The 21,190-nt window shown below is 70.3% G+C and carries 24 protein-coding genes and 1 pseudogene; 12 read left to right on the top strand and 13 right to left on the bottom strand.

Annotated elements, in window-relative coordinates; all coding sequences use genetic code 11:
* Positions 1–41 precede the first annotated feature (41 nt).
* A complete protein-coding gene (locus ACLNGM_RS09235; RefSeq protein ID WP_416358077.1) occupies positions 42–1,148 on the top strand; it encodes a nucleoid-associated protein in 1,107 nt (368 codons plus the stop codon).
* Complete coding sequence (locus ACLNGM_RS09230) at positions 1,111–2,505, top strand: hypothetical protein (RefSeq protein WP_416358076.1); 1,395 nt, start codon at positions 1,111–1,113, stop codon at positions 2,503–2,505. Before ACLNGM_RS09235 ends, ACLNGM_RS09230 begins: the two co-directional genes overlap by 38 nt.
* Before the next feature lie 92 nt (positions 2,506–2,597).
* Here the strand turns inward: ACLNGM_RS09230 and dmeF are convergent, their stop codons facing one another.
* Both dmeF and ACLNGM_RS09220 read right to left on the bottom strand, forming a co-directional pair.
* The gene (gene dmeF / locus ACLNGM_RS09225; RefSeq protein ID WP_416358075.1) at positions 2,598–3,584 is read right to left on the bottom strand and encodes a CDF family Co(II)/Ni(II) efflux transporter DmeF; all 987 of its coding nucleotides are present in this window, start codon (positions 3,582–3,584) and stop codon (positions 2,598–2,600) included.
* Between the two features lie 14 nt (positions 3,585–3,598).
* Entirely contained in the window at positions 3,599–3,877 is a 279-nt protein-coding gene (locus ACLNGM_RS09220; protein ID WP_416358074.1) for a metal/formaldehyde-sensitive transcriptional repressor, read from the bottom strand.
* Positions 3,878–4,131: 254 nt separating this feature from the next.
* On the opposite strand from ACLNGM_RS09220, the gene ACLNGM_RS09215 reads away from it, so the two are divergent.
* From ACLNGM_RS09215 to ACLNGM_RS09195, 5 genes are read left to right on the top strand one after another with little or no spacing between them, the layout of a single operon-like run.
* The gene (locus ACLNGM_RS09215) at positions 4,132–4,485 is read left to right on the top strand and encodes an ArsR/SmtB family transcription factor (protein WP_416358073.1); all 354 of its coding nucleotides are present in this window, start codon (positions 4,132–4,134) and stop codon (positions 4,483–4,485) included.
* Positions 4,482–4,895, top strand: a complete 414-nt coding sequence (gene arsC, locus ACLNGM_RS09210; RefSeq protein ID WP_416358072.1) for an arsenate reductase (glutaredoxin) — start codon at positions 4,482–4,484, stop codon at positions 4,893–4,895. The genes ACLNGM_RS09215 and arsC overlap by 4 nt, the downstream gene beginning before the upstream one ends.
* Positions 4,892–5,617, top strand: coding sequence for an arsenical resistance protein ArsH (gene arsH / locus ACLNGM_RS09205; protein WP_416358071.1), 726 nt, complete (start codon positions 4,892–4,894; stop codon positions 5,615–5,617). The genes arsC and arsH overlap by 4 nt, the downstream gene beginning before the upstream one ends.
* A gap of 22 nt (positions 5,618–5,639) precedes the next feature.
* Positions 5,640–6,944, top strand: coding sequence for an arsenic transporter (locus ACLNGM_RS09200; RefSeq protein WP_416358070.1), 1,305 nt, complete (start codon positions 5,640–5,642; stop codon positions 6,942–6,944).
* A complete protein-coding gene (locus ACLNGM_RS09195) occupies positions 6,941–8,110 on the top strand; it encodes an MFS transporter (RefSeq protein ID WP_416358069.1) in 1,170 nt (389 codons plus the stop codon). Before ACLNGM_RS09200 ends, ACLNGM_RS09195 begins: the two co-directional genes overlap by 4 nt.
* Before the next feature lie 34 nt (positions 8,111–8,144).
* Here the strand turns inward: ACLNGM_RS09195 and ACLNGM_RS09190 are convergent, their stop codons facing one another.
* From ACLNGM_RS09190 to ACLNGM_RS09165, 6 genes are read right to left on the bottom strand one after another with little or no spacing between them, the layout of a single operon-like run.
* Entirely contained in the window at positions 8,145–8,798 is a 654-nt protein-coding gene (locus ACLNGM_RS09190) for a DsbA family protein (RefSeq protein WP_416358068.1), read from the bottom strand.
* Positions 8,795–9,265, bottom strand: a complete 471-nt coding sequence (locus ACLNGM_RS09185; RefSeq protein ID WP_416358067.1) for a disulfide bond formation protein B — start codon at positions 9,263–9,265, stop codon at positions 8,795–8,797. The genes ACLNGM_RS09190 and ACLNGM_RS09185 overlap by 4 nt, the downstream gene beginning before the upstream one ends.
* A complete protein-coding gene (locus ACLNGM_RS09180; protein WP_416358066.1) occupies positions 9,262–9,957 on the bottom strand; it encodes an SCO family protein in 696 nt (231 codons plus the stop codon). The genes ACLNGM_RS09185 and ACLNGM_RS09180 overlap by 4 nt, the downstream gene beginning before the upstream one ends.
* A complete protein-coding gene (locus ACLNGM_RS09175) occupies positions 9,954–10,448 on the bottom strand; it encodes a copper chaperone PCu(A)C (RefSeq protein WP_416358065.1) in 495 nt (164 codons plus the stop codon). The genes ACLNGM_RS09180 and ACLNGM_RS09175 overlap by 4 nt, the downstream gene beginning before the upstream one ends.
* A 21-nt stretch (positions 10,449–10,469) precedes the next feature.
* A complete protein-coding gene (locus ACLNGM_RS09170) occupies positions 10,470–11,072 on the bottom strand; it encodes a methyltransferase family protein (RefSeq protein ID WP_416358064.1) in 603 nt (200 codons plus the stop codon).
* The gene (locus tag ACLNGM_RS09165; RefSeq protein ID WP_416358063.1) at positions 11,069–13,252 is read right to left on the bottom strand and encodes a heavy metal translocating P-type ATPase; all 2,184 of its coding nucleotides are present in this window, start codon (positions 13,250–13,252) and stop codon (positions 11,069–11,071) included. The genes ACLNGM_RS09170 and ACLNGM_RS09165 overlap by 4 nt, the downstream gene beginning before the upstream one ends.
* Before the next feature lie 68 nt (positions 13,253–13,320).
* Here ACLNGM_RS09165 and ACLNGM_RS09160 point away from each other — a divergent pair, with 68 nt between their 5' ends.
* Together ACLNGM_RS09160 and ACLNGM_RS09155 are read left to right on the top strand one after the other, a co-directional pair.
* Positions 13,321–13,743 carry a MerR family transcriptional regulator gene (locus ACLNGM_RS09160; RefSeq protein ID WP_416358062.1) on the top strand — a complete coding sequence of 141 codons (423 nt, stop codon included), beginning with the start codon at positions 13,321–13,323 and terminating at the stop codon, positions 13,741–13,743.
* Between the two features lie 144 nt (positions 13,744–13,887).
* Positions 13,888–14,904 (top strand): L,D-transpeptidase family protein, encoded by a 1,017-nt coding sequence (locus ACLNGM_RS09155; protein WP_416358061.1) that lies wholly within the window; start codon positions 13,888–13,890, stop codon positions 14,902–14,904.
* A 64-nt stretch (positions 14,905–14,968) separates the two neighbouring features.
* On the opposite strand, the gene mntR is transcribed toward ACLNGM_RS09155, so the two are convergent.
* On the bottom strand, positions 14,969–15,397 hold the full coding sequence (mntR, locus tag ACLNGM_RS09150) for a manganese-binding transcriptional regulator MntR (RefSeq protein ID WP_416358060.1): 429 nt from the start codon (positions 15,395–15,397) through the stop codon (positions 14,969–14,971).
* 117 nt (positions 15,398–15,514) lie between these two features.
* On the opposite strand from mntR, the gene ACLNGM_RS09145 reads away from it, so the two are divergent.
* Complete coding sequence (locus ACLNGM_RS09145; protein WP_416358059.1) at positions 15,515–16,870, top strand: Nramp family divalent metal transporter; 1,356 nt, start codon at positions 15,515–15,517, stop codon at positions 16,868–16,870.
* 148 nt (positions 16,871–17,018) lie between these two features.
* Here ACLNGM_RS09145 and ACLNGM_RS09140 read toward each other — a convergent pair whose 3' ends face one another.
* The 3 genes and pseudogenes from ACLNGM_RS09140 to ACLNGM_RS09130 all read right to left on the bottom strand — a co-directional run bounded on the left by ACLNGM_RS09140 (position 17,019) and on the right by ACLNGM_RS09130 (position 18,514).
* Complete coding sequence (locus ACLNGM_RS09140) at positions 17,019–17,420, bottom strand: ImmA/IrrE family metallo-endopeptidase (protein WP_416358421.1); 402 nt, start codon at positions 17,418–17,420, stop codon at positions 17,019–17,021.
* A gap of 438 nt (positions 17,421–17,858) precedes the next feature.
* Positions 17,859–18,212 (bottom strand): annotated as a pseudogene (locus ACLNGM_RS09135) (helix-turn-helix domain-containing protein); the annotation flags it as partial.
* Positions 18,203–18,514, bottom strand: coding sequence for a type II toxin-antitoxin system HigB family toxin (locus ACLNGM_RS09130; protein ID WP_416358058.1), 312 nt, complete (start codon positions 18,512–18,514; stop codon positions 18,203–18,205). The gene ACLNGM_RS09130 and the pseudogene ACLNGM_RS09135, both read right to left, overlap by 10 nt.
* A 340-nt stretch (positions 18,515–18,854) precedes the next feature.
* Here ACLNGM_RS09130 and ACLNGM_RS09125 point away from each other — a divergent pair, with 340 nt between their 5' ends.
* Entirely contained in the window at positions 18,855–19,892 is a 1,038-nt protein-coding gene (locus ACLNGM_RS09125; RefSeq protein ID WP_416358057.1) for a helix-turn-helix domain-containing protein, read from the top strand.
* Between the two features lie 101 nt (positions 19,893–19,993).
* On the opposite strand, the gene ACLNGM_RS09120 is transcribed toward ACLNGM_RS09125, so the two are convergent.
* A complete protein-coding gene (locus ACLNGM_RS09120; protein ID WP_416358056.1) occupies positions 19,994–20,416 on the bottom strand; it encodes a hypothetical protein in 423 nt (140 codons plus the stop codon).
* 212 nt (positions 20,417–20,628) lie between these two features.
* On the opposite strand from ACLNGM_RS09120, the gene ACLNGM_RS09115 reads away from it, so the two are divergent.
* Complete coding sequence (locus tag ACLNGM_RS09115; protein ID WP_416358055.1) at positions 20,629–21,069, top strand: hypothetical protein; 441 nt, start codon at positions 20,629–20,631, stop codon at positions 21,067–21,069.
* The last annotated feature ends 121 nt before the right edge of the window (positions 21,070–21,190 follow it).

Raw genomic sequence — 21,190 nt, 5'->3', positions numbered from 1 at the left:
GCGGCTTGTTAGGGATCCGTCGGCAGAGCGTCGGAGGAATCATGCTGAGCGAAGACGAGATCGGGACGCTCTCGATCGACCGGATGGTGTTCCACGTCGTGCGTCCGGACGTGCCGGAGCCGCTCTTCCTGGCCGAGGCGGTGCCCCCGCAATTCCCGGAGTTCTTCGTCAAGCGGGTGGTCGACACCCTCCGCGGGGCCTCCTACGACTTCAACGAGGGATCGGGCATGCCCGCCCTCGTGTCCGCGGCGCTCGCCGACGCGCGCGCCGACGGGGAGGACGGGTTCCTCGTCACGTCGAGGAGCCTCGCGCGACGCTTCAAGGAAAAGGTGAAGGGCGACAACCGCATGGCGGCGGGCGCCCTGATGCTGCTCGCGATGAGCACGCGGGACTCGAGGCTGGTCGCCCTGATCAAGTTCGACCACCACGCCGTCATCAGGTACAGCCTGGAGAACAAGGACGGGGCGGATCCGAAGCCCCTCATGGAAAGCGTGAAGGAGAACTTCTCGCAGGACCGGAAGGCCATGCAGAAGTCGGTCGTGATCCGCCTGGCGGACCCCGGCCATGCGGACGCCGAGCGTCGCCGCCACCGTGTCGTGGTGATCGACAGGTCGTCGTCGAGGTACCGGGACGCGACCCAGCACTTCGAGAACTTCCTGGACGTGCGGCGGACGTTCGAGAAGGCCGACCTCACCCAGAAGCTGTTCGAGGCGGCGAGGGCGACCATCGACAAGCACAGGGACGCGATGCCGCCCGAGTTGGCGAAGGCGCCGACGCGCCGGCTGCGCGAGACCTTCGAGCGGCTGGAGGGGTTCGACAGCGACACGCCGGAGGAACTCTGGGGAGCGCTGGCGGGCGGGCTGGACGGCCCGGCGAAGGAGGCCGTCCTGAAGACCTTCGGCCGCGAGCTCGCGAACCGCGCCATCTCCACGGAGTCGTTCGAGTTCGACCGGAGGACGCTCCCGAAGCGCGAGTACAAGCGCCTCGTCGCGAGGGAGGGTTTCGCCCTTTGGTTTCGCGAGGAACACGAGGAGAATGGCATCGTGAAGGTCGAGCGCGACGAGGACGGGTCGGCCACGATCACGCTGAGGACCGCCAAGCTGGTGCAGGATGACGAGACCGACGCCCTCCCTAAGGTCACTGGCTGAGCTGCACCCGGTCGGGGACGGGGTCCTCGAGGATGCCGATCGCTGGCGCTACGCCGGGATCTCCAAGCCCGGCGAGGCCGAGGCGTTGCGCGCGGCGCACGACTTCGCCTTCGCCAACGGCTGGTCGATCGAGGTGCGTGACGGCGAGTTCGAGCGGATCCCCGAGGGGACCCTCCTCGACGGCGACGTGCCCCGTGACCTCAACATCATCCTGACGAAGCCCGTCGGCGGGTCGGCCGCCTGGTTCCTCGCGCCGAGCGCCGCCCTGAGGGCCTGGGACGACGCCCGGGTGGGCCAGTCCGACACGATCCATGTCCTCGGCGATTTCGGCGCGTTCCGCGCCGGCGCGAAGGCTGTCGTCCCCTGGGACGGGACCGCCGTGGCGCCTCCTGTCCGCGGGACGGCCACGGAGGAGCCCGACGCCGTCTCGGACGTGAGGCGGGGCATCGTCCGCGACCTTTCGGGAGGGCGGATGCCGGGCGACCTGTTCCGGTGGACCCCGCCGGAGCCGTTGCCCGCGGACGGCTTCGCGGCGGCCTTCATGCGCGCCGCGGCGGGCAGGCTGATGCTGGCGCTCGCCTCGGAGGTGGAGACGGCGGAGGACGGCTCGCTGCGCGTCGTGCTGAACGGCTTGAGGAAGCGTTCCTTCGGGGCGGCTCCGCCGGGCGAGTGCCCTCCCTCCCGTTTCGAGGCGCTGCGGGAAGCGGCGCAGTGGCTCCTGGTGCCGTCACGCGACGCGGAGGCGCGCCACCAGATGCTCGTCAGGCGGCTCGAGCCGCTGGTGCCGGACGGACGGGAGGACGACTGGTGGGGAGCGATCTCCCCGCACGTCGGCGAGGCGCTTTCGGGCGCCCGGACCGAGTACCGCACCTTCGTGACCTCGAAGTCCGCCGACCTCCTGAAGACGATGACCGAGGTGCGCAAGGGCGTCGCCGAGGATGTCGACAGGATCGTCGGGCGGACGAACCGCATGTCCCAGGCGTTCGTCGGCGGGCTCGGGGTGCTTGCGGCGGGGCTCGGGGTGCGGATCGCCACCTCCGCAGCCTCGCAGGCCGGAACGCTGTCCACCTTGGTCTTCTGCGCCGTCGTCCTGTTCGTGACGTGGTCGGGCCTGCGGCTGAACGAGCTGGTGTCGACGCGCTCCCTGGTCTCCGACCTCCGGCACCTGCGCCGTTGGCACTCGCGCCTCCACCAGAGCCTCACCCGGGCGGAATACAGGGCTTTGGCCGTCTCTCCGGTGATCGAGGCGGTGAAGCTCTACAACGAGACGCGCCGACGGACGCGCCAGGCCTTCCACGTGGCCGCGTGGGTGTTCGTGCTGCTGGTCCTGGTCGCTCCGCTCCTGGGGACGCGATAGCCTCTCGAGGTCGGCGTCCCGCGTCCCGTCACGGCCGCCCCGGGGGATTGCGTCCGGCCGATCGATGGCGCCGACGCCCCCTACGGGCGCGGCTACGCCGCCCGAGGACGGGCGTCCACCTCGACCGTCAGATGGGACAGGTCGTGGATGTGGGAGAGCTTCGCCCGGTAGGCGTCGAGCGGCAGCGGCCGATCGGTCGAGATCGAGACGATGGCGGCGTGGTGGCCGGGACCGACCTGCCAGACGTGGAGGTCGGTGATCCTGTCCCCGTCGGACTCGATCGCCTCGCGGATCTCCTCCGGCAGGTCCTCGCCCGCCGGCACGTAGTCGAGGAGCACCGCCCCGGTGTCGCGCACGAGGCCCCACGACCAGCGGGCGATCACGAGGGCGCCGACGATGCCCATGACGGGATCGAGCCACACCCAACCGTAGAGGCTGCCGAGCGCGAGCGCGGCGATCGCCAGCACGGAGGTCAGCGCGTCGGCGAGGACATGGAGGTATGCGGCCCGCAGGTTGTTGTCCCGTCCGCCGGCGTGGCCCGCGTCCCCGTTGCCGTGGCGTTCGTCGTGGGCGTGGTCATGATGGTCGTGACCATGGCCGTGACGGTGCCCGTGACCGTGATGATGGTCGTCCTTGAGAAGCCACGCGCTGACGAGGTTGACGACGAGCCCGACCGCGGCGACGCCGATCGCCTGCCCGAACGAGATCGGTACGGGCGAGGCAAGCCGCAGGGCGCTCTCGTAGGCGATGAAGAGGGCGATCAGCGCCAGGATCACGGCGCTGGCGAAGGCAGCGAGGTCGCCGAGCTTGCCCGTCCCGAAGGTGAAGCGCGGGTTCGTCGCGTGCTTCCGGGCGAAGAAGTAGGCGCCCGCCGCGATCAGCATGGCGGCGGCGTGCGTCGACATGTGCAGCCCGTCGGCGACGAGCGCCATGGAGCCGTAGACCGTGCCGGCCACGATCTCGACCACCATCATGGCGACCGTCAGGGCGATCACCGCCCACACCTTGCGCTCGTTGCGGGCGTGCCCGTCCCCAAGGAAGACGTGGGCATGACCGGGCGCGTGGTTCGTCGTCGACATTGTCTGCCTCTCCGTCACTTCAGGTAAGTCCGGACGACCGACAAGAGGTCGGCCGCGCCCTTCGCGCGCTCGGGGTCCGGCTCGTGCTCGGGGTCCACGACGTGGTTGCGCACGTGCTCCTCGATCAGCTCGACCGTCAGCCCGTTGAGGGCGCCGCGGACGGACGCAACGAGCTGGAGCGTGTCCCCGCAGGGAGCCTCCTCGTCGAGGCTCCGGGCAACGGCTTCGAGCTGCCCTTGGAGCCGGCGGACGCGGGCGATGAGCTTTGTCTTGTCTTTGGCGAGGTGTCCCATAGCATACCCCCCTATCCTATACGAAGGGCGTTGGCCAGGACTGTGGACGCATCGGCGAAGCCTTGTTCCGCTTCCGGCCCGGCGTCGTCCCCGCATGCCCAGAAGCGGCGGGCGTTGAGGCCGCTCGGTGCTTGATCGGCGGAACGGCCTCGGGTCGTCTTCAAACATTCGCGGACGCACCTCCCGGTCCCTCGCCAACCCATCGGCCACCCTCGACACTTGAATAATGCAACGATGTTTGCAATATCGGAGTGATGAACGACGATCTAGCCGTTGCCGCCCTGTCCGCCCTCGCTCACGCCGACCGCCTCGCGGCCTTCCGGATGCTCGTCCGTGCCGGCCCGAACGGCATGGCGTCCGGAGAGATCGCGGAGGCTTTGTCCATCCCGCCGACGCGCATGAGCTTCCACCTGGCGACGCTGGAGCGCGCCAAGCTCCTGCGCTCGTGGCGCGACGGCCGCCGCATCCTCTACGCGGCGAGCTACGACGACATGCGCCAACTCCTCGCCTTCCTGACGGAGGACTGCTGTTCGGGGAACCCGGAGATCTGCGGGAACCTCGGCGCCGACCTCCTCGCCCCGTCCTGCCCGTCGGAGACCTGCCCGTGACCGTCACCATCTACCACAACCCCGCCTGCGGCACGTCGCGCAACACGCTGGAGATGATCCGCCAGTCCGGCGAGGAGCCGCAGATCATCGAGTATCTGAAGGACCCACCGAGCCGCGAGGTCCTCGCGGAACTCCTCGGCATGATGGGCCTGAAGCCGCGGGACATCCTGCGGGAGAAGGGCACACCCTACGCCGAACTCGGCCTCGCCGACCCCAATCTGACGGACGAGGAACTCCTTGCGGCGATGATCGAGCACCCGATCCTGATCAACCGCCCGATCGTCGTGACCGACAAGGGTGCGGCGCTCTGCCGCCCGTCCGAGAAGGTGCTGCCGCTCCTCGACAAGCCCGTCACCACCTTCACCAAGGAGGACGGCGAGGTCGTGAGCGCGTCCGGATCGGCATCGTGACAGACCTCGCCGCTCTCGACCTGCCCGCCGTCGATCTCGACCAGCTCCAACCAATCGACGGGAACGCGCTCGCCGGCCCCGGTGCTCCGACGCACCCGCCGCGCATCCTCGTCCTCTACGGCTCGATCCGCGAGCGGTCCTACTCTCGCCTCCTGTCCGAGGAGGCGGGGCGCCTCCTTCGCTGGTTCGGCTGCGAGGTGCGCACCTTCGATCCCCGCGGCCTTCCGCTCCCCGACGGGGCGGAGCCGGACCACCCGAAGGTCAAGGAGCTCCGCGACCTCGCCGACTGGTCCGAGGGCATGGTCTGGGTCAGCCCGGAGCGCCATGGGGCCATGACCGGGATCATGAAGGCGCAGATCGACTGGATCCCCCTGGCGCTTGGCGCCAAGCGTCCGACGCAGGGCAAGACGCTCGCCGTCATGGAGGTGTCGGGCGGCTCGCAGTCCTTCAACGCCGTGAACCAGATGCGCATCCTCGGACGCTGGATGCGCATGGTGACGATCCCGAACCAGTCGTCGGTCCCGAAGGCGTTCCTCGAGTTCGACGAGGCGGGACGCATGAAGCCGTCGGCCCTCTACAGCCGCGTCGTCGACGTCTGCGAGGAACTGGTGAAGTTCACCTGGCTGGTGCGCGGTCGCTCGCACACCCTGACGGATCGCTACTCCGAGCGCGTCGAGAGCGCCGAGCAACTCTCGACGCGCGTGAACCAGTGCACCCTCTGATCCTCTTGTCCCCGGACCGTCCATGCTCGCCCTCGCGATCTTCGTCGCCACCCTCGTCCTCGTCATCTGGCAGCCCCGAGGCCTCGGCATCGGATGGTCGGCGCTCGCCGGCGCCGCCGTCGCGCTGGCGACCGGCGTCGTCGGCTGGGGCGACGTCGGGACGGTCTGGGAGATCGTGTGGGACGCGACGTTCACCTTCGTCGCGCTGATCGTCATCTCGCTCGTCCTCGACGAGGCCGGGTTCTTCGCCTGGGCCGCGCTGCACGTCGCGCGCTGGGGCGGTGGCAACGGGCGGCAACTGTTCCCGCTCGTCGTCGTGCTGGGCGCCGCCATCGCCGCCGTCTTCGCCAACGACGGGGCGGCGCTCCTCCTCACCCCGATCGTGCTCGCCATCCTCCTGCGCCTCGACTTCCCGCCCGCCGGGGCGCTCGCCTTCGTCGTCGCCTGCGGGTTCGTCGCCGACACGACCAGCCTGCCGCTCGTCGTGTCGAACCTCGTGAACATCGTCACCGCGAACTTCTTCGACGTGTCCTTCGGCCGCTATGCCGCGGTCATGGTTCCGGTGAACCTCGTCTCGCTGGCCGCCACGCTCCTCGTCCTGTGGGCGTACTTCCGGAAGGACATCCCGGCGACCTACGACGTGCGCCAGCTCGAGGAGCCGCGCAGCGCGATCCGCGACCGGGCGGTCTTCCGCGCCGCGTTCCCGCTCCTCGGGCTCCTACTCGTCGCCTACTTCGTGACAGGGCCGCTCAGCGTGCCGATCGCGTTCGTGACAGGGGCGGCGGCACTCGTACTCGCGGCGGTCGCGGGACGGTGGTTCTCCGGCGGCCGCGGAGCGGTGGTCGACCTACCGAAGGTCCTGCGCGGGGCGCCGTGGCAGATCGTCCTGTTCTCGATCGGCATGTACCTCGTCGTCTACGGCCTCGGGAACGCCGGGCTGACCGACATCGCCGCCAAGGTCCTCGTCTGCCTCGGCCAGCAGGGCACGCTCATTGCCACCGTCGGGACTGGCTTCGTGGTGGCGGCCCTCGCCTCCGTCATGAACAACATGCCCGCCACGCTAGTCGGCGCGCTCGCCATCCAGCGCGCGGTCCTCGACCCGCTGACGCAGGAGCTGATGGTCTACGCCAACGTCGTCGGCAACGACCTCGGGCCGAAGTTCACGCCCATCGGATCGCTTGCGACGCTCCTGTGGCTCCACGTCCTCGCGGGCAAGGGGCAGCGGATCACCTGGGGCCAGTACATGCGGGTCGGCCTTGTCTTGACCCCGCCCGTGCTGCTGGCAACGCTCATCGCCCTGTGGATCTGGCTTCCGGTCGTCTCGTGAGGCCGCGCTGGCAGGTCATCTCGGCGCTCGGGGTCTTCGAGATCCTAGCCTGGGGATCGTCGGTCTACCTCCCGGCCGTACTGGCACTCCCGATCTCGCAGGACACGGGCTGGCCCCTTCCATGGGTCGTCGGCGGCGTCAGCGTCGGCCTCCTCGTGTCGGCCGCGGCCTCTCCACGGGTCGGCGCGACCATCGCCGCGCGCGGCGGACGGTCGGTACTGGCACTCGGGGCCGTGCTGCTGGCGCTTGGCCTCGCCGTCCTCGGCCTGGCGCCGAACCTGCCCGTCTTTCTCGCCGGGTGGGTCGTCGTCGGCCTCGGCATGGGGATGGGGCTCTATGACCCGGCCTTCGCGACGCTCGGGCGGCTCTACGGGGCCGATGCCCGGTCCGCCATCACGACGTTGACCCTCTGGGGCGGGTTCGCCAGCACGGTCTGCTGGCCGCTGTCGGCGTTCCTAGTGGAGAACGTCGGCTGGCGCGGCGCCTGCCTTGCCTACGCCGCGCTCCACGTCTGCGTCACGTTTCCGTTGGCCTTGCTATTCATCCCTGTCGGCACGGGTCCGGCCGCCGCATCCGCGCGGCGTGACGAACCCATCGCGCCATCGACCGGGGAACACCGCGACTTCCTGCTGCTCGTCGGGGTCCTCGTCCTGTGCAGCACGATCTTCGGCCTGGTCTCCGTTCACCTCCTGACGCTTCTCCAGGCCCGCGGCGAGACGCTCGCGGCGGCGGTTGCGTTCGGAGCGATGGTCGGCCCCTCGCAGGTCGGCGCGCGGGTCTTGGAGATGGCCGGGCGCGGGCGCCACCATCCGATGTGGACGATGCGGGCCGCCGTCGCGCTCACCGCCGTCGGCGTCTGCGCGCTCGCCTTCGACGTCCTCCCGATCGCAGCGGCGATGGTGTTCTACGGGGCGGGCAATGGCATCCTGTCCATCGCCCGCGGGACGGTGCCGCTGGCGCTGTTCGGCCCAGTCGGCTACGCGAGCGTCATGGGTCGGCTCGCGCGTCCGGCGCAGGTCGCGCAGGCGCTGGCGCCGACGGTCGGAGCGATCGTCATCGCGGGTGTCGGAACTGCCGCCACCCTCATCTGGCTCTCGGCACTGTCACTGGGCGCCGTGGTCGCCACGGCCTTCCTCCACCAAAGCCGGATGGACCACCCGAACTGAGGCTACGCGTCGGCACCCGGCCGTTTCCGAGGAATCAGGCGGCACCGGACACCCGGGCGACCTCTGACGTGATCGCCTCGTAGAGCGGTTGCGGACCGAACTCCGCCGGCTCCTTTCCGTTGACGAAGAACGTCGGCGTTTTCTGGACCCCGACGTCCTTCATGTCGGCCACGTCCCGATCGAGGACTGCCGTCACCTCCGGCAGCGCGGCATCGCGTCGGGCCCGGGCGAGGTCGATGCCCGCCGTGCCCGCGATCTCCCACGCCTTGCCGAGGTCGGGCGCCCCGTGGATCGCCCATTCCGGCTGCCGTTCGAACAGGCGGTCCAGGACCGCCTCGAACCTATCCTGTCGACGCGCCGCCTCGAGGATGCGCACCGCCTCGTCGGATCCCTCGTGAAGCGGCGTGTAGCGCAGCACCAGCCGGAGGTTCTCGGGGTGCCGCGATAGGATCTGCCCGAGGATCGGGTGGAACGCGCGGCAGGCCTCGCAGGAGGGATCGAAGAACTCGACGAGCGTCACGGGAGCCGCGGCCGGGCCGATCGCGGGCGAGTGCGGACGGACGAGGCGGTCCCCTTCCGCCGATAGGGGGGCGGTCTCGGGACGGCTGGCGCGGTACCAGGCCGCTCCCCCGCCGAAGGCGAGGAGGGCCGCGGCGGCGGTGGAGGCGACGAAGGTGCGGCGGTTCATGCGCGCTTCTTTCCGGGAACGGGAGCGAGGAGAAGGGTGATCGCGACGAAGGCCGCGAGCGAGAGGAACGGCAGCGGAAGGCCGCCGAGGATGGTCATGTCGGCGCTCGCGCAGGACGGCCCGGCCCCGCATGGTTCGATGGCCTCGGACACGATCCCGGCGTAGAGCAGCCCGTGGAAGGCCGCGATCGCAAGTCCGGCGAGCGCGAGCGGCAGCGCGTAGACCCGCACGCCCCGGTCGCCCCGGAAGGCGGCGACGCCGAGCAGGATGGCCAGCGGGAACATCGCGATGCGTTGGTACCAGCACAGGACGCAAGGGGCCTGTCCCATGATCTCGCCGACGAAGAGCGCACCGAGCGTCGCGACGAGCGCGACGACCCATGCCGCGTGGAGGCGCACGAGGTCGGGGTGGAGCGAGCTGCCGTCGACCGTGCCCCGGCCCGGTCGCTCGATCGTTCGCGCGGTCATCCTGTCCTCCTCGCCGGGTCGATGCTGTCCCGTTCAGTGGACCATGCGTCACCAAGCCCGTTCAAGGACGCCGACCCGCCGCCCGATCCCTCGAGAAGGCGCATCACCTTGGCGCGCCTGACCTCCGTGTCCTCGTGCATGTCCAGCGTGCCCGCGAAGCCGCCGTCCCGATCGTAAAGGTAGACCCCGGCGGAGTGGTCGACCGTGTAGTCGCCGCTCTCCGTCGGAACCTTCCGGCGATAGGCCTTGAAGGCGGAGAAAGCGCGGTCGACCTCCGTCTCCGTGCCGGTCATCCCTACGATCCGCGGGTCGAACGACTGGAGGTAGGCGTTCAGGACCTCCGGCGTGTCCCGCTCGGGGTCGCCGCTGACGAGCACCACCTGGAGGTCGTCGCCCCGTTCGCCGAGTTCGGCGAGAAGCACCGAGAGTTCGCCGAGCGTCGTCGGGCAGATGTCGGGGCAGTGCGTGAAGCCGAAGAACACGGCGACGGGCCTGCCGCGGAAGCCGGACCACGTCCGCGGCCTCCCGTCGTCGTCCACCAGCGCGAACTCGCCGCCTACGGGGGTGATCGACGCCGTGGCGGCGGTTGGGGCCGAGGCCGTGCCTGGAAGCATCCAGGCGGCGCCGACGAGCGCTCCGGCGGTCACGGCCACCGCTCCCCAGAGCAGAAGGCGGACGGTGCGCAAGGTCATGGCTTGTGCCCCTCGTGGGCGGACGCCGGTGCGGCCCCGCCGAACCCTTCCACCGTGAAGCGGACGGGCACGGTCCCGGCACGCTCGAAGACGAGCGTCCCGTCAAAGGACTGCCCCCTCACGATCGGCTCCTTCAGGTCGAGCAGCATGGCGTGCGTTCCGCGGGACACGAGCTCCACGGTCGCGCCCGGCTCGATTACGATCCCGTCCTCCACCCGGCGCATACGCGCGACGCCGTCCTCCACCGACGACGAATGGATCTCGAACCGCCCGGCGACGGCTGCCGAGCCGCCGACCAGCCGATCGGCCTCTGTCCCGTCGTTTCGGATCGAGACGTAGCCGACGCCGACCTTCGCGCCCGGCGGCGTCGGTCGGGACGAGGGACGGGCGATCGTCAGGTCCCCGGCCTTGAACTCCTGCGCCATGGCGGGGCCGCCAAGGGCAACGCACAGGATGATCGCGGCGAGCTGCGTCGACCATGGAGCTTTCATGGGGTCATCTTTCCAGGTGTGTCAGATCCAGCGCCGCACGGCGCTTCGGTATGCGGTGTAGGCCGGGCCGAAGGAGCGTTCGAGGAAGCGCTCCTCGTCGCGCACCTGGACCTCGCAGGCGATCCAGAAGGCGAGCGCGCAGGCGATGACAGCCGGGGACGGCACAGCGACCACAAGGCCGGATGCCATCGCGAGCATCCCGAGAAACACGGGGTTGCGGCTCAGGCCAAATAAACCCGTCGTGACCAAGGCATCGGGCGCCTCGTCGGGGATGCCGACCCGCCACCGTCGGCCCATCTCGCTCCGCGCTACGACCGTCAGGACTTGCCCCGCAACGGCCAGCGCCAACCCGGCCAAGCGGACGGCGGAGGCCTCGCCCGCGAGCGGTGCGATCGCGGCCGACGCGCTCCCCGCCGTATGGAGCCCGAGGGCCGCGAGACCGCCCACGACGGTCGCCGCGAACAGGACGCGCGCCAGCGTCTGGCGGGGGCTCCTCCCGAAGCCATAGGCGCGCCCGCCGATCTCCCGGGACGTCCGACGGGTGGCGAGCGCAAGCCACGCCACGGTGACGGCGAGGACGATCGCCGGGCCGAACCGCAGGACCTGGTCGACGGCGGCGTTCACCGGGGCTTCCAGGCAAGGAGCCGCATGGCGTTGGCGGTCACGAGGACGGTCGCGCCCGTGTCGGCGAGGATCGCCGGCCAGAGGCCCGTGACGCCGAGGACTGTGGTCACGAGGAACACCGCCTTCAGACCGAGAGCGATCGCGATGTTCGCCCGGATGTTGCCCATGGTCGCCTTCGACAGGGCGATCATGTCCGGCACGTCGCGGACCCGTCCGTGCAGCGCCGCCGCGTCCGCCGTCTCCAGCGCTACGTCCGTGCCGCCGCCCATGGCGATGCCGATGTTGGCCGCGGCGAGCGCGGGCGCGTCGTTGATGCCGTCGCCGACCTTGGCGACGACGAGCCCCTCGGCCTGAAGTTCGCGCACGATGCGCTGCTTGTCCTGCGGCAGGAGTTCGGCCCTTGCCTCGATACCGAGGCCCGCCGCCACCGCCTCGGCCGTGCGGCGGTTGTCGCCGGTCAGCATGACGGCCCGGACGCCGGATGCCTTGAGAGCCGCCAGGCCCTCCACGGCGTCCGGCCGCGCCTCGTCCCGCATCGCGATGAACCCGGCGACGGACCCGGCGACCACGACCACGGAGACGGTCTTGCCGTCCGCGTTCAGCGCCGCGATCGCAGCCTCCTGTTCGGGCGCGAGGACCGCGCGCCTCCCGGCCGCCTGCGGCGACCCGAGGAACACCCGCTCGCCGCCGACTCCCCCCTCGACGCCTTCGCCGGCCACGGCGTTCGCGTCGAACGAGGGCGGGGTCGGCACCCTGTCGACCTTCGCCCGCTCGAGGATCGCGACCGCCAGCGGATGGCTCGACCCCTTCTCGAGGGCGGCCGCGAGCGACAGGACCTGCGCGGCCGAGCGGCTGCCCGCCACGATGTCGGTGACGACGGGCTTGCCCGCGGTCAGCGTGCCCGTCTTGTCGAAGGCTACGGCGGTGATCCGGCCGAGGCTCTCGAGCACCGCGCCGCCCTTCATCAGGAGGCCACGCCGCGCTCCGGCGGAGAGGCCCGCAGCGATGGCCGCCGGAGTGGAGATGACCAGCGCGCAGGGGCAGCCGATCAGGAGGATGGCGAGGCCCTTGTAGATCCATTCGCTCCAGTCCGCCCCGGCGACGAGGGGAGGCAGGACGGCTACCAGGAAGCCGACCACCAGCACGGCGGGCGTGTAGACCTTGGAGAAGCGGTCGATGAAGCGCTCGGTCGGCGACTTCGCCTCCTGAGCCTCCTCCACGAGACGGACGACGCGCGCGATCGTGTTGTCGGCCGCCGCGGCGGTCACCCGGACGCGCAGGACGCCCCCGGCGTTGATCGTTCCTGCGAAGACCGGATCACCGACGACCTTGCGCTTGGGGACGCTCTCACCCGTGACCGGGGCCTCGTCGACCTGGCCCGATCCCTCCACGACAGCGCCGTCGGCCGGGATGCGGTCGCCGGGACGCACGAGGATGATCGAGCCGACGGCGAGGCTGTCGGCGGTCACCTCGGAGGTCTCGCCGTTCACCTCGACGATCGCGGTCCTCGGCACCAGCGCCGTCAGTCCCTGAATGCTCGCCCTCGCGCGCCCGGCAGCGACCCCCTCCAGCATCTCGCCGACCAGGAACAGCAGAACCACGGCGGCGGCCTCCTCCTCGGCCCCGATGAACACCGCGCCGACGGCGGCGATCGACATCAGCGTCTCGATCGAGAACGGCGTTCCGAACCGGGCGGCCGTGATGGCCCGCCACGCGACGGGTACCAGGCCGATGGCGAGCGCCGCGAGGAACGCGGGCCGCTCGAGCGAGGGAACCGCATGCCCGAGGACGTAGGCGGCCAAGAGGGCAACGCCGCAGGCGGCGGTGAGGCCCGCCTTGCGCGTCCGCCACCACGGCTTGCCCGCCTCGCCGGGCTCGTCGTGGGTGTGGCCCGCATGGTCGTGGCCGTCGGCGCCGTGGGAAGCGGACGGATGCCCGTCGGCGGCTGCCGCACGGTCCCCGGCCGGCTCCGCGCCGTAGCCGAGGTTGCGGACCTGGCGGACGACGGCGGCGGTGTCGAAGCCGTCGGCGTGGCTGACCCTCACCGTCCCGGCGGATACGAACACGGCAACGTCCTCCACGCCAGGCAGGCGGCGGATGGCGGTGTCGACCTTGTTCCCACAGGCCGCGCAGTCCATCCCGGTGACCCGGTAGCGGCTCTCGTTCATGACGGCGCTCATGGCGCTCTCCTTGCGTGCATGTCGGGAGAGGCGTACTTCCTCCAGTGGCTAGAGGAGCAAGGGGAAAAATGACGAACGGCGTTCCGATCGGCGAGGCCTCGCGGGCGAGCGGCATCAAGGTGCCGACGATCCGGTACTACGAGCAGATCGGTCTCTTGGCCGCGCCGCCGCGGACGGAGGGCAACCGCCGCCTCTACGACGCGGGCGACCTGCGACGCCTGCGCTTCATCCGGCACGCGCGCGAGCTCGGCTTCGAGATCGAGCCGATCCGCGAACTCCTGGCGCTGGCCGGGGAGCCGGACCGTCCGTGCGAGAGCGCCGACCGGATCGCGGCCGCGCATCTCGCCGACATCGACCACAAGATCGCCCGGCTGACGGCGCTCAGGGCCGAGGTCGCGCGGATGACGGACTGCTCGAACCACTCGGTCGCGGAGTGCCGGGTGATCGAGGTCCTCGGCGACCACGGCGAGTGCCTGCACGAGACGCATTGAGGACCGGCGGCTGCGGTCGCCTCACTTCCGCCGGATCGAGGCGTCTCCTGGTGGCCGCGACGGTTGTGCCCTCCGGGTCATCCCCGCGACAGCCCGGCCGTCGATGATGGACGGAGACCCGCCACGTCCAACCCTCGGAACGAGATGCACCTTCCCGCACGACGCCGCGCCCGCACCGCCACGCGACGAGCCGCGCTGGCCGTCGCCCTTCTCGGTCTCGCGTCCGCGGGCGGCTGCATGTCGGTGTCGGACGAGACCTACAAGGACCTCGTGCCCACGGCCTACGCCGAGGCGAAGGCCCGTCCGCCGGGCTCGATCCTGGTGCGCATCTTCAAGGAGGAGAGCGAGCTCGAGGTCTGGAAGCTCGGCGCGGACGGTCGATACGCCCTTCACAAGACGCACCCGCTGTGTCGCTGGGCGGGCAAGCTCGGCCCCAAGAAGACGAACGGCGACCGCCAGGCGCCCGAGGGGTTCTACCGGGTCACCCGCGCGCTGATGAACCCGAACTCGAAGTACCATCGCTCCTTCAACCTCGGCTATCCGAACCCGCTCGAGAGGTCGCTCGGCTACACCGGCGACTCGCTGATGGTGCACGGGGCCTGCTCGTCGTCGGGATGCTTCGCCATGACCGACGAGGGCGTCGGCGAGGTCTACGCCGACGCCGAGAGGGCCTTCGCGCTCGGCCAGGGCGACTTCCAGGTCCAGTCCTTCCCGTTCCGGATGACGGCCGCGCAGATGGCGCGCCACAGGAGTGACCCGAACATCGCCTTTTGGCGCAACCTCAAGCTCGGCTACGACATCTTCGAGGTGACGCGGAAGGAGCCCGACGTGTCGGCCTGCGGCGGGCGTTATGTGTTCGACGCGCGGCGCAAGGACGGCCAGCCCATCGATCCGGCGGCGTCTTGCCCGCCGCTCGAGACACGCGTCGCACCTGAGGTGGCGGCCAAGCGCGAGCGCGACGACAGGTTGCTTCAATCCCTGTTGTCCGAGGGGCGGGCGGGCATGCCGATGGCGTACGTCGACGGCGGGATGCACCCGCGGTACCGCGACATGCTCAAGCGGATGGGGACGAAGGGCCTCGCCGTCGAGACGTCGATGGACGCCGTGCCCGTCAGCAGGCCCGAAGCGCTGGCCGAGGATCCGGCGGACGCCGAGCGCTGAGGCGGCTAGGCCCGGCCGGCCCCGCGCCGTCGCTCCGGATCGGACGTCCCGCCGTGTTTGACCCTCAGCGCGTTAGGAACCTGCGGAAGGCGTCGAGCGTGTCCTTCCCGACATGGTGCTCGATCCCCTCGGCATCCATCTCCGCCGATGCGGGCGCGACGCCGATCGCCTTCAGGAAATCGACGACCAGGCGGTGCCGCGCCCTGACCCGTTCGGCGAGTTCCTTTCCCTCCGTCGTCAGGAAGATCGCCCGGTACGGCTCGGAGCTGACCAGACCGTCCCGGGCTAGCCGCTGCACGGTGCGGGCGACGGTGCCGGGGGAGACGCCGAAGCGCTCGGCGAGGTCGGCCGCCCTTGCCTCGCCGCGCTCCGCAATCAGGTCGTCGATCATCTCGACGTAGTCCTCCGACAGCTCCGACTGGTTGGCCTTGCGCACGCGCGCGAAGCGCGCCGCCGTCGTCGTCGCATCCGTTCCGTCGATCCCGCCCGTCATCCGCCATCCTCCGTCTCCCGCAGGTAGCAGAAATCGTCCATAGGCACAAAGTTTGTCACTGGACAAACCATGTGCCGAGGAACAACTCTACGCGATCTCGGAGCGGGGCGCGAAACGATGTCTGGTTCGAACGAATGCACGGACGAGGCCGGGTGGAGACGGGACCGCGGGGACGGGTCGCTTCTGGACGTGCACCGCACCGTCCGCGTCGACCGCAACGCGCCGCCGTGGCGCAAGGCGGCGGCCTTCCTCGGTCCGGGCTACCTCGTTGCCGTTGGCTACATGGATCCCGGCAACTGGGCGACGTCGATCGCCGGGGGCTCGGCCTTCGGCTACACCCTGCTCTTCGTCGCGCTCCTGTCGAACGTCATGGCGATCGTGTTGCAGTCGCTCTGCGCGCGCCTGGCGATCGCGTCGGGCCGTGACCTCGCACAGGCCTGCCGCGACGCATACCCGGGCTACGTCGCGCTGCCGCTCTGGTTCCTGGCCGAGATCGCCATCGTCGCCACCGACATCGCGGAGGTCATCGGCACCGCCATCGGCCTCAACCTCCTGTTCGGGATCCCGCTCGAGATCGGCGTCCTGATCACCGCCGTCGACGTGTTCCTGATCCTCTGGCTCCAGCGGCTCGGCTTCCGCTGGGTCGAGGCACTGATCGTAACGCTGCTCGGCGTCATCGCGGTGTGCTTCGCCGTCCAGATCGCCATGGTCGACCCGAACTGGGGCGACGTGATCCGCGGGTTCGCCCCGACCACCGAGATCGTGTCGAACCCCGAGATGCTCTACCTCGCGCTCGGCATCCTCGGCGCGACCGTGATGCCCCACAACCTCTATCTCCATTCGGGCATCGTGCAGACGCGCGACTACGGGACGACCCTGCCGGAGAAGCGCCAGGCGCTGCGCTTCGCGACGATCGACTCCACCGTCGCGCTCTGCTTCGCGCTCCTCGTCAACGCGTCGATCCTGATCCTGGCGGCCGGGGCCTTCCACACGACCGGACGAACGGAAATCGCCGAACTTGGCGAGGCCCACAGCCTGCTCGCGCCGATCCTCGGGGCTGCCGTCGCGCCGACGCTCTTCGGCATCGCCCTCCTGTGCTGCGGCATCAACTCCACCGTCACGGCGACGCTGGCCGGGCAGATCGTGATGGAGGGCTTTCTCGACATCCGGCTCGCGCCCTGGCTCCGGCGCCTGATCACCCGGATCATCGCCATCGTCCCGGCGGCCTCGGTGACGATCTGGTTCGGCGAGAGCGGCACCGCCCGCCTCCTGATCCTCACGCAGGTCATCCTCAGCCTCCAGCTCTCGTTCGCGGTGTTCCCGCTGGTCATGTTCACGATGGACCGCCGCAAGATGGGCGAGCTCGTGGCCCCGCGCTGGCTCGCCGGCGTGGCGCTGGCGATCGCCGTGGCCATCGCGCTCCTGAACGTGAAGCTGCTCTTCGACTTCGTCCTGGGCGCCCGGTCGCATTGACCCGCCGTAGCCCGTCCCCAAGCCGCCGGAGCCCTGCCGCGTTTCCCGGCACGGGAACGACGTGGTCGCCGCGCGTGGATGCTCTCGCCGAATTGACGGCGTCGATGCGGGACGCGACCGCCGTCGCTCCCTTGCGCAACCGGATGCTTCAGGCCACGCCGAACAGGCGCCGTACCTCCCCCTGGCCAACCAGGTCGTTGAGCAGCCTGTAGTTACGTTGCTCGAACCGGACGCGGCCGGCGATGATCGCCGGGCCGACGTTGAGCTTGCGCGCGAGCGCCCGCACCTCCGCCTCCCGCCGGACGGATCCGGCGGCAGCCCATGCCTCGCCGGGCAGCAGCGCCTCCCGGGCCCAGGCGTCGGCCTCGTCCTCGCGCGTCCTCTCGCCGGCCCCGGCCTCGGAGTCGAGGTCGTCGACGAACCACTGTTCCCCGCCCTCGCCGAGGTGCAGGGCCACGTGCCCCAGCTCGTGAGCGAGGCAGAACCAGAAATTGTCGAGGCGGTCATAGCGGAGCGACAGCCCGATCACCGGGGAGCCGTCGGGCAGCATGGTGGCGGCGCCGTCGACCCTCGTCTTCGGGAGCTGCCTCTCGACCACGAGGTGGATGCCGTGCTTGCCGAGGTACTCGCGGGCGAGCCGCGGCCCGTCGTCGAGGAAGCTGAGGCGCACGAGCCCGGACACGAAGGCGTCGTCGACGACGCCGCGCTCGTACCTGCCGGGCAGCGTCTGCGCGCAGGCCAGCGACACGATCCGCGCCGTCCAGGCCGTAACGGCATGGTCGTCCATGGCTGCCCCGCTGCGGATGGACCTGCGGTAGAGGGCGGGCTGGAGGCAGGAGCTGGCGGACTGCGGGACGAGGAAGGCCACCAGCTCGTCGCAGCGGGCCTTGGCCTCCCGTGCGGTGCCCGGAAAGTTCGGGATCCACCCGCGCTTCACGATCTCGCCCCAGGGCAGACGCGAGGCGTCGAGGGCCTCCGTGCCGGGCGCGGGCTCGCGCAGGAGCACGTCGGCCGGGATGCCCAGCCCCGCGTGGAGCTTCTTTATCATGGCGAGAGTCAGCGGCCGCTGACGCTTCATGACCTCGGACACCTTGCTGGCGCTGCCGATGTACGGCACGAGGTCGCGCTGGCGCAGGCCCGCCTGCTCCATGCGGAAAGCGATTGCCTCGATCGGGTCGGGATGGGCGATGGCGTGGTGCTTGGCCTCCCACGCCTCGACGAGCGTGGACAGCACTTCCAGCTCGTCGAACTCGGGCGAGCCCGGCTCGGCCGCCATGAGGTCGCCGACGCGTGCCAGCGCGGTCTCGTAGTCGCTCTCGGACTTGATGGGCCTCACGTGCATCGCACCGTCTCCGCGTCGATCTCGTCGTAGTCCTCGTGCGTCCCGACCCAGCGAACGAACACGATCTGCGCCGCGTAGTTGATCTCGACAACCAGGCGGTAGTCGTTCCCCTTGATGTTGAAGACGACGCGCCCGCCCTTGAGGACGCTCGCGTTCTTGTAGGTCGCCTTCAGGTCGTTCGGATTCTGCCAGCTCGCCGCCGACGCCTCCTGGTGCCACGCCTCGAGCGGCCCCTGCGAGACGGCATGCTTGCGCTCCGACTCCCAGAACTCCCTCAGCGTCTTCTTGGAGAGGACACGCATATCGATATAGGGTTCCCCCACAGGGCACAATGCCGAAATTCCCTTGGAGGGAACAATGTTCCGTGCCGGGCGCGCGTTTTCTCGGGGACGGATGGGCGGGCATCCGAGCGGGACATGCGCGTTGGCACGGGCGACACGGGGACGGTGCCCGATCGCGCCCGAAGGGTAAAGGGGCGCCTTGGGGCCGGCGCCGGCGCGATGCCGCGCCCGGCGTCGCGGGACGGATGTCGACGGCGGGTCCCGTGGGGACGTGAGCACATGACGTTCGTCGCGCCCGCGCCCGTGATCGCCCCTTGCTCCCCACGTTCATACGTATATTATACGTTTAATTGGAGGGCCAATGAACAACAAGCTGAAGCAACTGCGGGCGGAAGCCGGCCTGACGCAGTCCATGGTCGCGGCCGCCGTCGGCGTCTCGCAGCCGAACTACCAGCGCTGGGAAACGGGTGCCGCCCCGATCCCCGGCGACAAGCTCGACAAGCTGGCCGAGGCGCTCGGAACGGACCCGGCGACCATTCTCGGACGGCATGCGCCCGTCAGGGTCGGGCTCTACGACGACAGCGTGGAGAAGGCCCTGAGCTACTATGGAGAGGTGGCGGTCCATTTCGCCGGCGGCGGCGAACCGCTGCTTCTCTCCATCTCGGAGGATGCCTTCGAGCGCCTCCACGCGGACGTCCAGCGGGACACCCCGTTCCTCATCGTGCGGAGCCTGTGCAACGAGACCGTGGCCATCCGATCCAAGGCGATCGCCGACCTCTACTTCTCCAGCGAGGCCTACGACGACTATGGGCCCGAGACGGAGCGCTACGGTCGGTTCACGGGCCAGCAGATGGCGGATCCGCGCGACTGGCAGATCGTCGCGGCCCTTGCCGGCGACGAGGTCGGGGCGGAGGACTTTGCCGAAGAGGATGTCGAACGGGTCCGCGGGTGGTTGATGGTCACCGACGAGCAGTTCGAAAAGCTCGTCGCGGACAGGAGGATCGAACCGGACGAGCTCGAGGCCGAGCGCGCGAGGATGCGGGACCTGACGGACCGCCTCTTCGCGCTGGCGACTCAGACGGTCTGGCAGTTCTCGACCGGACGCCGGCGCAGCGAGGAAGTCTACGACGAAAGGGTTCTCTACGAGGCCTTCTATCCGCTCACGGACTTCGGCGGCGACCTTCCGGGCGACGAGATGCTTCGCCTGCCGACGGCCGGCAGCCACCGGATCATCTTCATCAATCCGCATGCCCTCGACTACGTTTCCATCCCGACCCACAGCTTCGAGGAGGGGCGCCTGCTCGAAACCGCCGACGAGCTGGACGAACGCGATGCCGCGGAAGCCCGGCGACCCGCCAATCCGAGGCTCTCGGCCCGCAGGGGGCGAACCAGGCGCTAGGCGACGGGAGACGGCGGGACAGCCACGCCGTTCGGGCGGGCTGCCACGCGGATGCGCGGAGACACTCCCGTCACTGTTTTCGCACTCGGTCCGGGTTCCTTTCAGGTCGTCTTCAGGGTGGCGAGCGATCCGGTGACGACGCCGCCCGTCGGGGACGGGACGATCGAGACGATCTCGCCGAGGCCCGCCACCTGGCTGCCGACCTTGACGCGGATCAGGTTCGAGGCGGTCGCGAGGAAGGCCTCGCCGTCGCCGACCAGGACGATCTGGTAGTCACCGACCGAAGCCGGCCCGGCCGGATGGGGTTCGGCGGGAAGGACGTCGGGCAGCGCGGGCGCGGGCGCGGTCTCCGCGACCGCCGTCTCCTCGGCCCCGAACGCCGCCACGATGGAGGGCGCCGCGAACGTGGCCCCGGCCCCGAGGGCAAGGACACCCAGGAGGGCTGCGGCCGCGATCCTGACGCGCCTGCGCCGCTGCGGCCCCGCCGACGCCCCGTCCTCCGCGACTTCCGCTCCGCTCGCCATGTTCAAAGTCCCCTCGTTGCTTCGGAGGACCATGGGTCACGGGCGATGGGTTTGGCCTGAAGGAAATCGTTCGAATCCGAGCCGTTTCCGTTTTCCCGGCGCGGCGGGACGCCTCGCGGCGCGCACGGATCCCGGCAGCCGTCGTCCGCGGCAAAGGGCGCGTCCTTCGCATGCACCTTTTCCGGCGGCCCGCGACGTGGCATCACTGTCCCGTGAGCAGAACGTCCCGCCTCAAGACCGCACTCGCGACCCTGGTCGTCGCCGCGTTGGCCCTGATGCCGATGGGCGAAGCCATGGCCCATGCCGATGCGACGCGGACGGTCGCGGACATCCCCTCCGAGCGGGCCACTGCGGCGGACATGGGCGCAATGGGGGACATGGCCGGCATGGAGGGCATGGCCGGCATGGAGGGCATGGCGGCCGAGGCCGGAATGCCCTGCTGTCCCGACGACCCGGCCCCGGCGAAGGACGGTTGCGGCAAGTCGGCCTGCCCGACGATGGCGGCCTGCGCCTCCCAGTGCATCCCCGCGGGTCCCGCTTCGGCGTCGGGCCTCGGGTCGCCCCGGACGTCTGAGCCGTCGTTCGGCCAGCCGGGCGTCCGCAGGCTTGTGTCGCTCGCCCGCGCGCCGCCGCCCCGACCTCCCAGACCCTGATCGACCAGCCGGCGCCGTGGCGCCGTTCGAGCGGTGCGGAGCGATCCGTGCCGATGCTGACGCATGGCGTTTCGCCATCCCGCCGCAGGCAGCGCCGCGGACGGGGATCGATCGGGAATTC

The organism is Aureimonas phyllosphaerae, from assembly GCF_047943035.1.
In the GTDB taxonomy this organism is placed as follows: Bacteria; Pseudomonadota; Alphaproteobacteria; order Rhizobiales; family Rhizobiaceae; genus Aureimonas; species Aureimonas phyllosphaerae.
Note: the sequence above shows the minus strand (reverse complement) of the source record. Positions and strands in the feature narration are given on the sequence as shown.

Coding starts and splice junctions, on each gene's coding strand:
- ACLNGM_RS09235 (WP_416358077.1), top strand. CDS start 42: ATGCTGAGCGAAGACGAGATCGGGACGCTCTCGATCGACCGGATGGTG.
- ACLNGM_RS09230 (WP_416358076.1), top strand. CDS start 1,111: ATGACGAGACCGACGCCCTCCCTAAGGTCACTGGCTGAGCTGCACCCG.
- dmeF (WP_416358075.1), bottom strand. CDS start 3,584: ATGTCGACGACGAACCACGCGCCCGGTCATGCCCACGTCTTCCTTGGG.
- ACLNGM_RS09220 (WP_416358074.1), bottom strand. CDS start 3,877: ATGGGACACCTCGCCAAAGACAAGACAAAGCTCATCGCCCGCGTCCGC.
- ACLNGM_RS09215 (WP_416358073.1), top strand. CDS start 4,132: ATGAACGACGATCTAGCCGTTGCCGCCCTGTCCGCCCTCGCTCACGCC.
- ACLNGM_RS09200 (WP_416358070.1), top strand. CDS start 5,640: ATGCTCGCCCTCGCGATCTTCGTCGCCACCCTCGTCCTCGTCATCTGG.
- ACLNGM_RS09190 (WP_416358068.1), bottom strand. CDS start 8,798: ATGAACCGCCGCACCTTCGTCGCCTCCACCGCCGCCGCGGCCCTCCTC.
- ACLNGM_RS09185 (WP_416358067.1), bottom strand. CDS start 9,265: ATGACCGCGCGAACGATCGAGCGACCGGGCCGGGGCACGGTCGACGGC.
- ACLNGM_RS09180 (WP_416358066.1), bottom strand. CDS start 9,957: ATGACCTTGCGCACCGTCCGCCTTCTGCTCTGGGGAGCGGTGGCCGTG.
- ACLNGM_RS09175 (WP_416358065.1), bottom strand. CDS start 10,448: ATGAAAGCTCCATGGTCGACGCAGCTCGCCGCGATCATCCTGTGCGTT.
- ACLNGM_RS09165 (WP_416358063.1), bottom strand. CDS start 13,252: ATGAGCGCCGTCATGAACGAGAGCCGCTACCGGGTCACCGGGATGGAC.
- ACLNGM_RS09160 (WP_416358062.1), top strand. CDS start 13,321: ATGACGAACGGCGTTCCGATCGGCGAGGCCTCGCGGGCGAGCGGCATC.
- ACLNGM_RS09155 (WP_416358061.1), top strand. CDS start 13,888: ATGCACCTTCCCGCACGACGCCGCGCCCGCACCGCCACGCGACGAGCC.
- mntR (WP_416358060.1), bottom strand. CDS start 15,397: ATGACGGGCGGGATCGACGGAACGGATGCGACGACGACGGCGGCGCGC.
- ACLNGM_RS09145 (WP_416358059.1), top strand. CDS start 15,515: ATGTCTGGTTCGAACGAATGCACGGACGAGGCCGGGTGGAGACGGGAC.
- ACLNGM_RS09140 (WP_416358421.1), bottom strand. CDS start 17,420: ATGCTGCCCGACGGCTCCCCGGTGATCGGGCTGTCGCTCCGCTATGAC.
- ACLNGM_RS09130 (WP_416358058.1), bottom strand. CDS start 18,514: ATGCGTGTCCTCTCCAAGAAGACGCTGAGGGAGTTCTGGGAGTCGGAG.
- ACLNGM_RS09125 (WP_416358057.1), top strand. CDS start 18,855: ATGAACAACAAGCTGAAGCAACTGCGGGCGGAAGCCGGCCTGACGCAG.
- ACLNGM_RS09120 (WP_416358056.1), bottom strand. CDS start 20,416: ATGGCGAGCGGAGCGGAAGTCGCGGAGGACGGGGCGTCGGCGGGGCCG.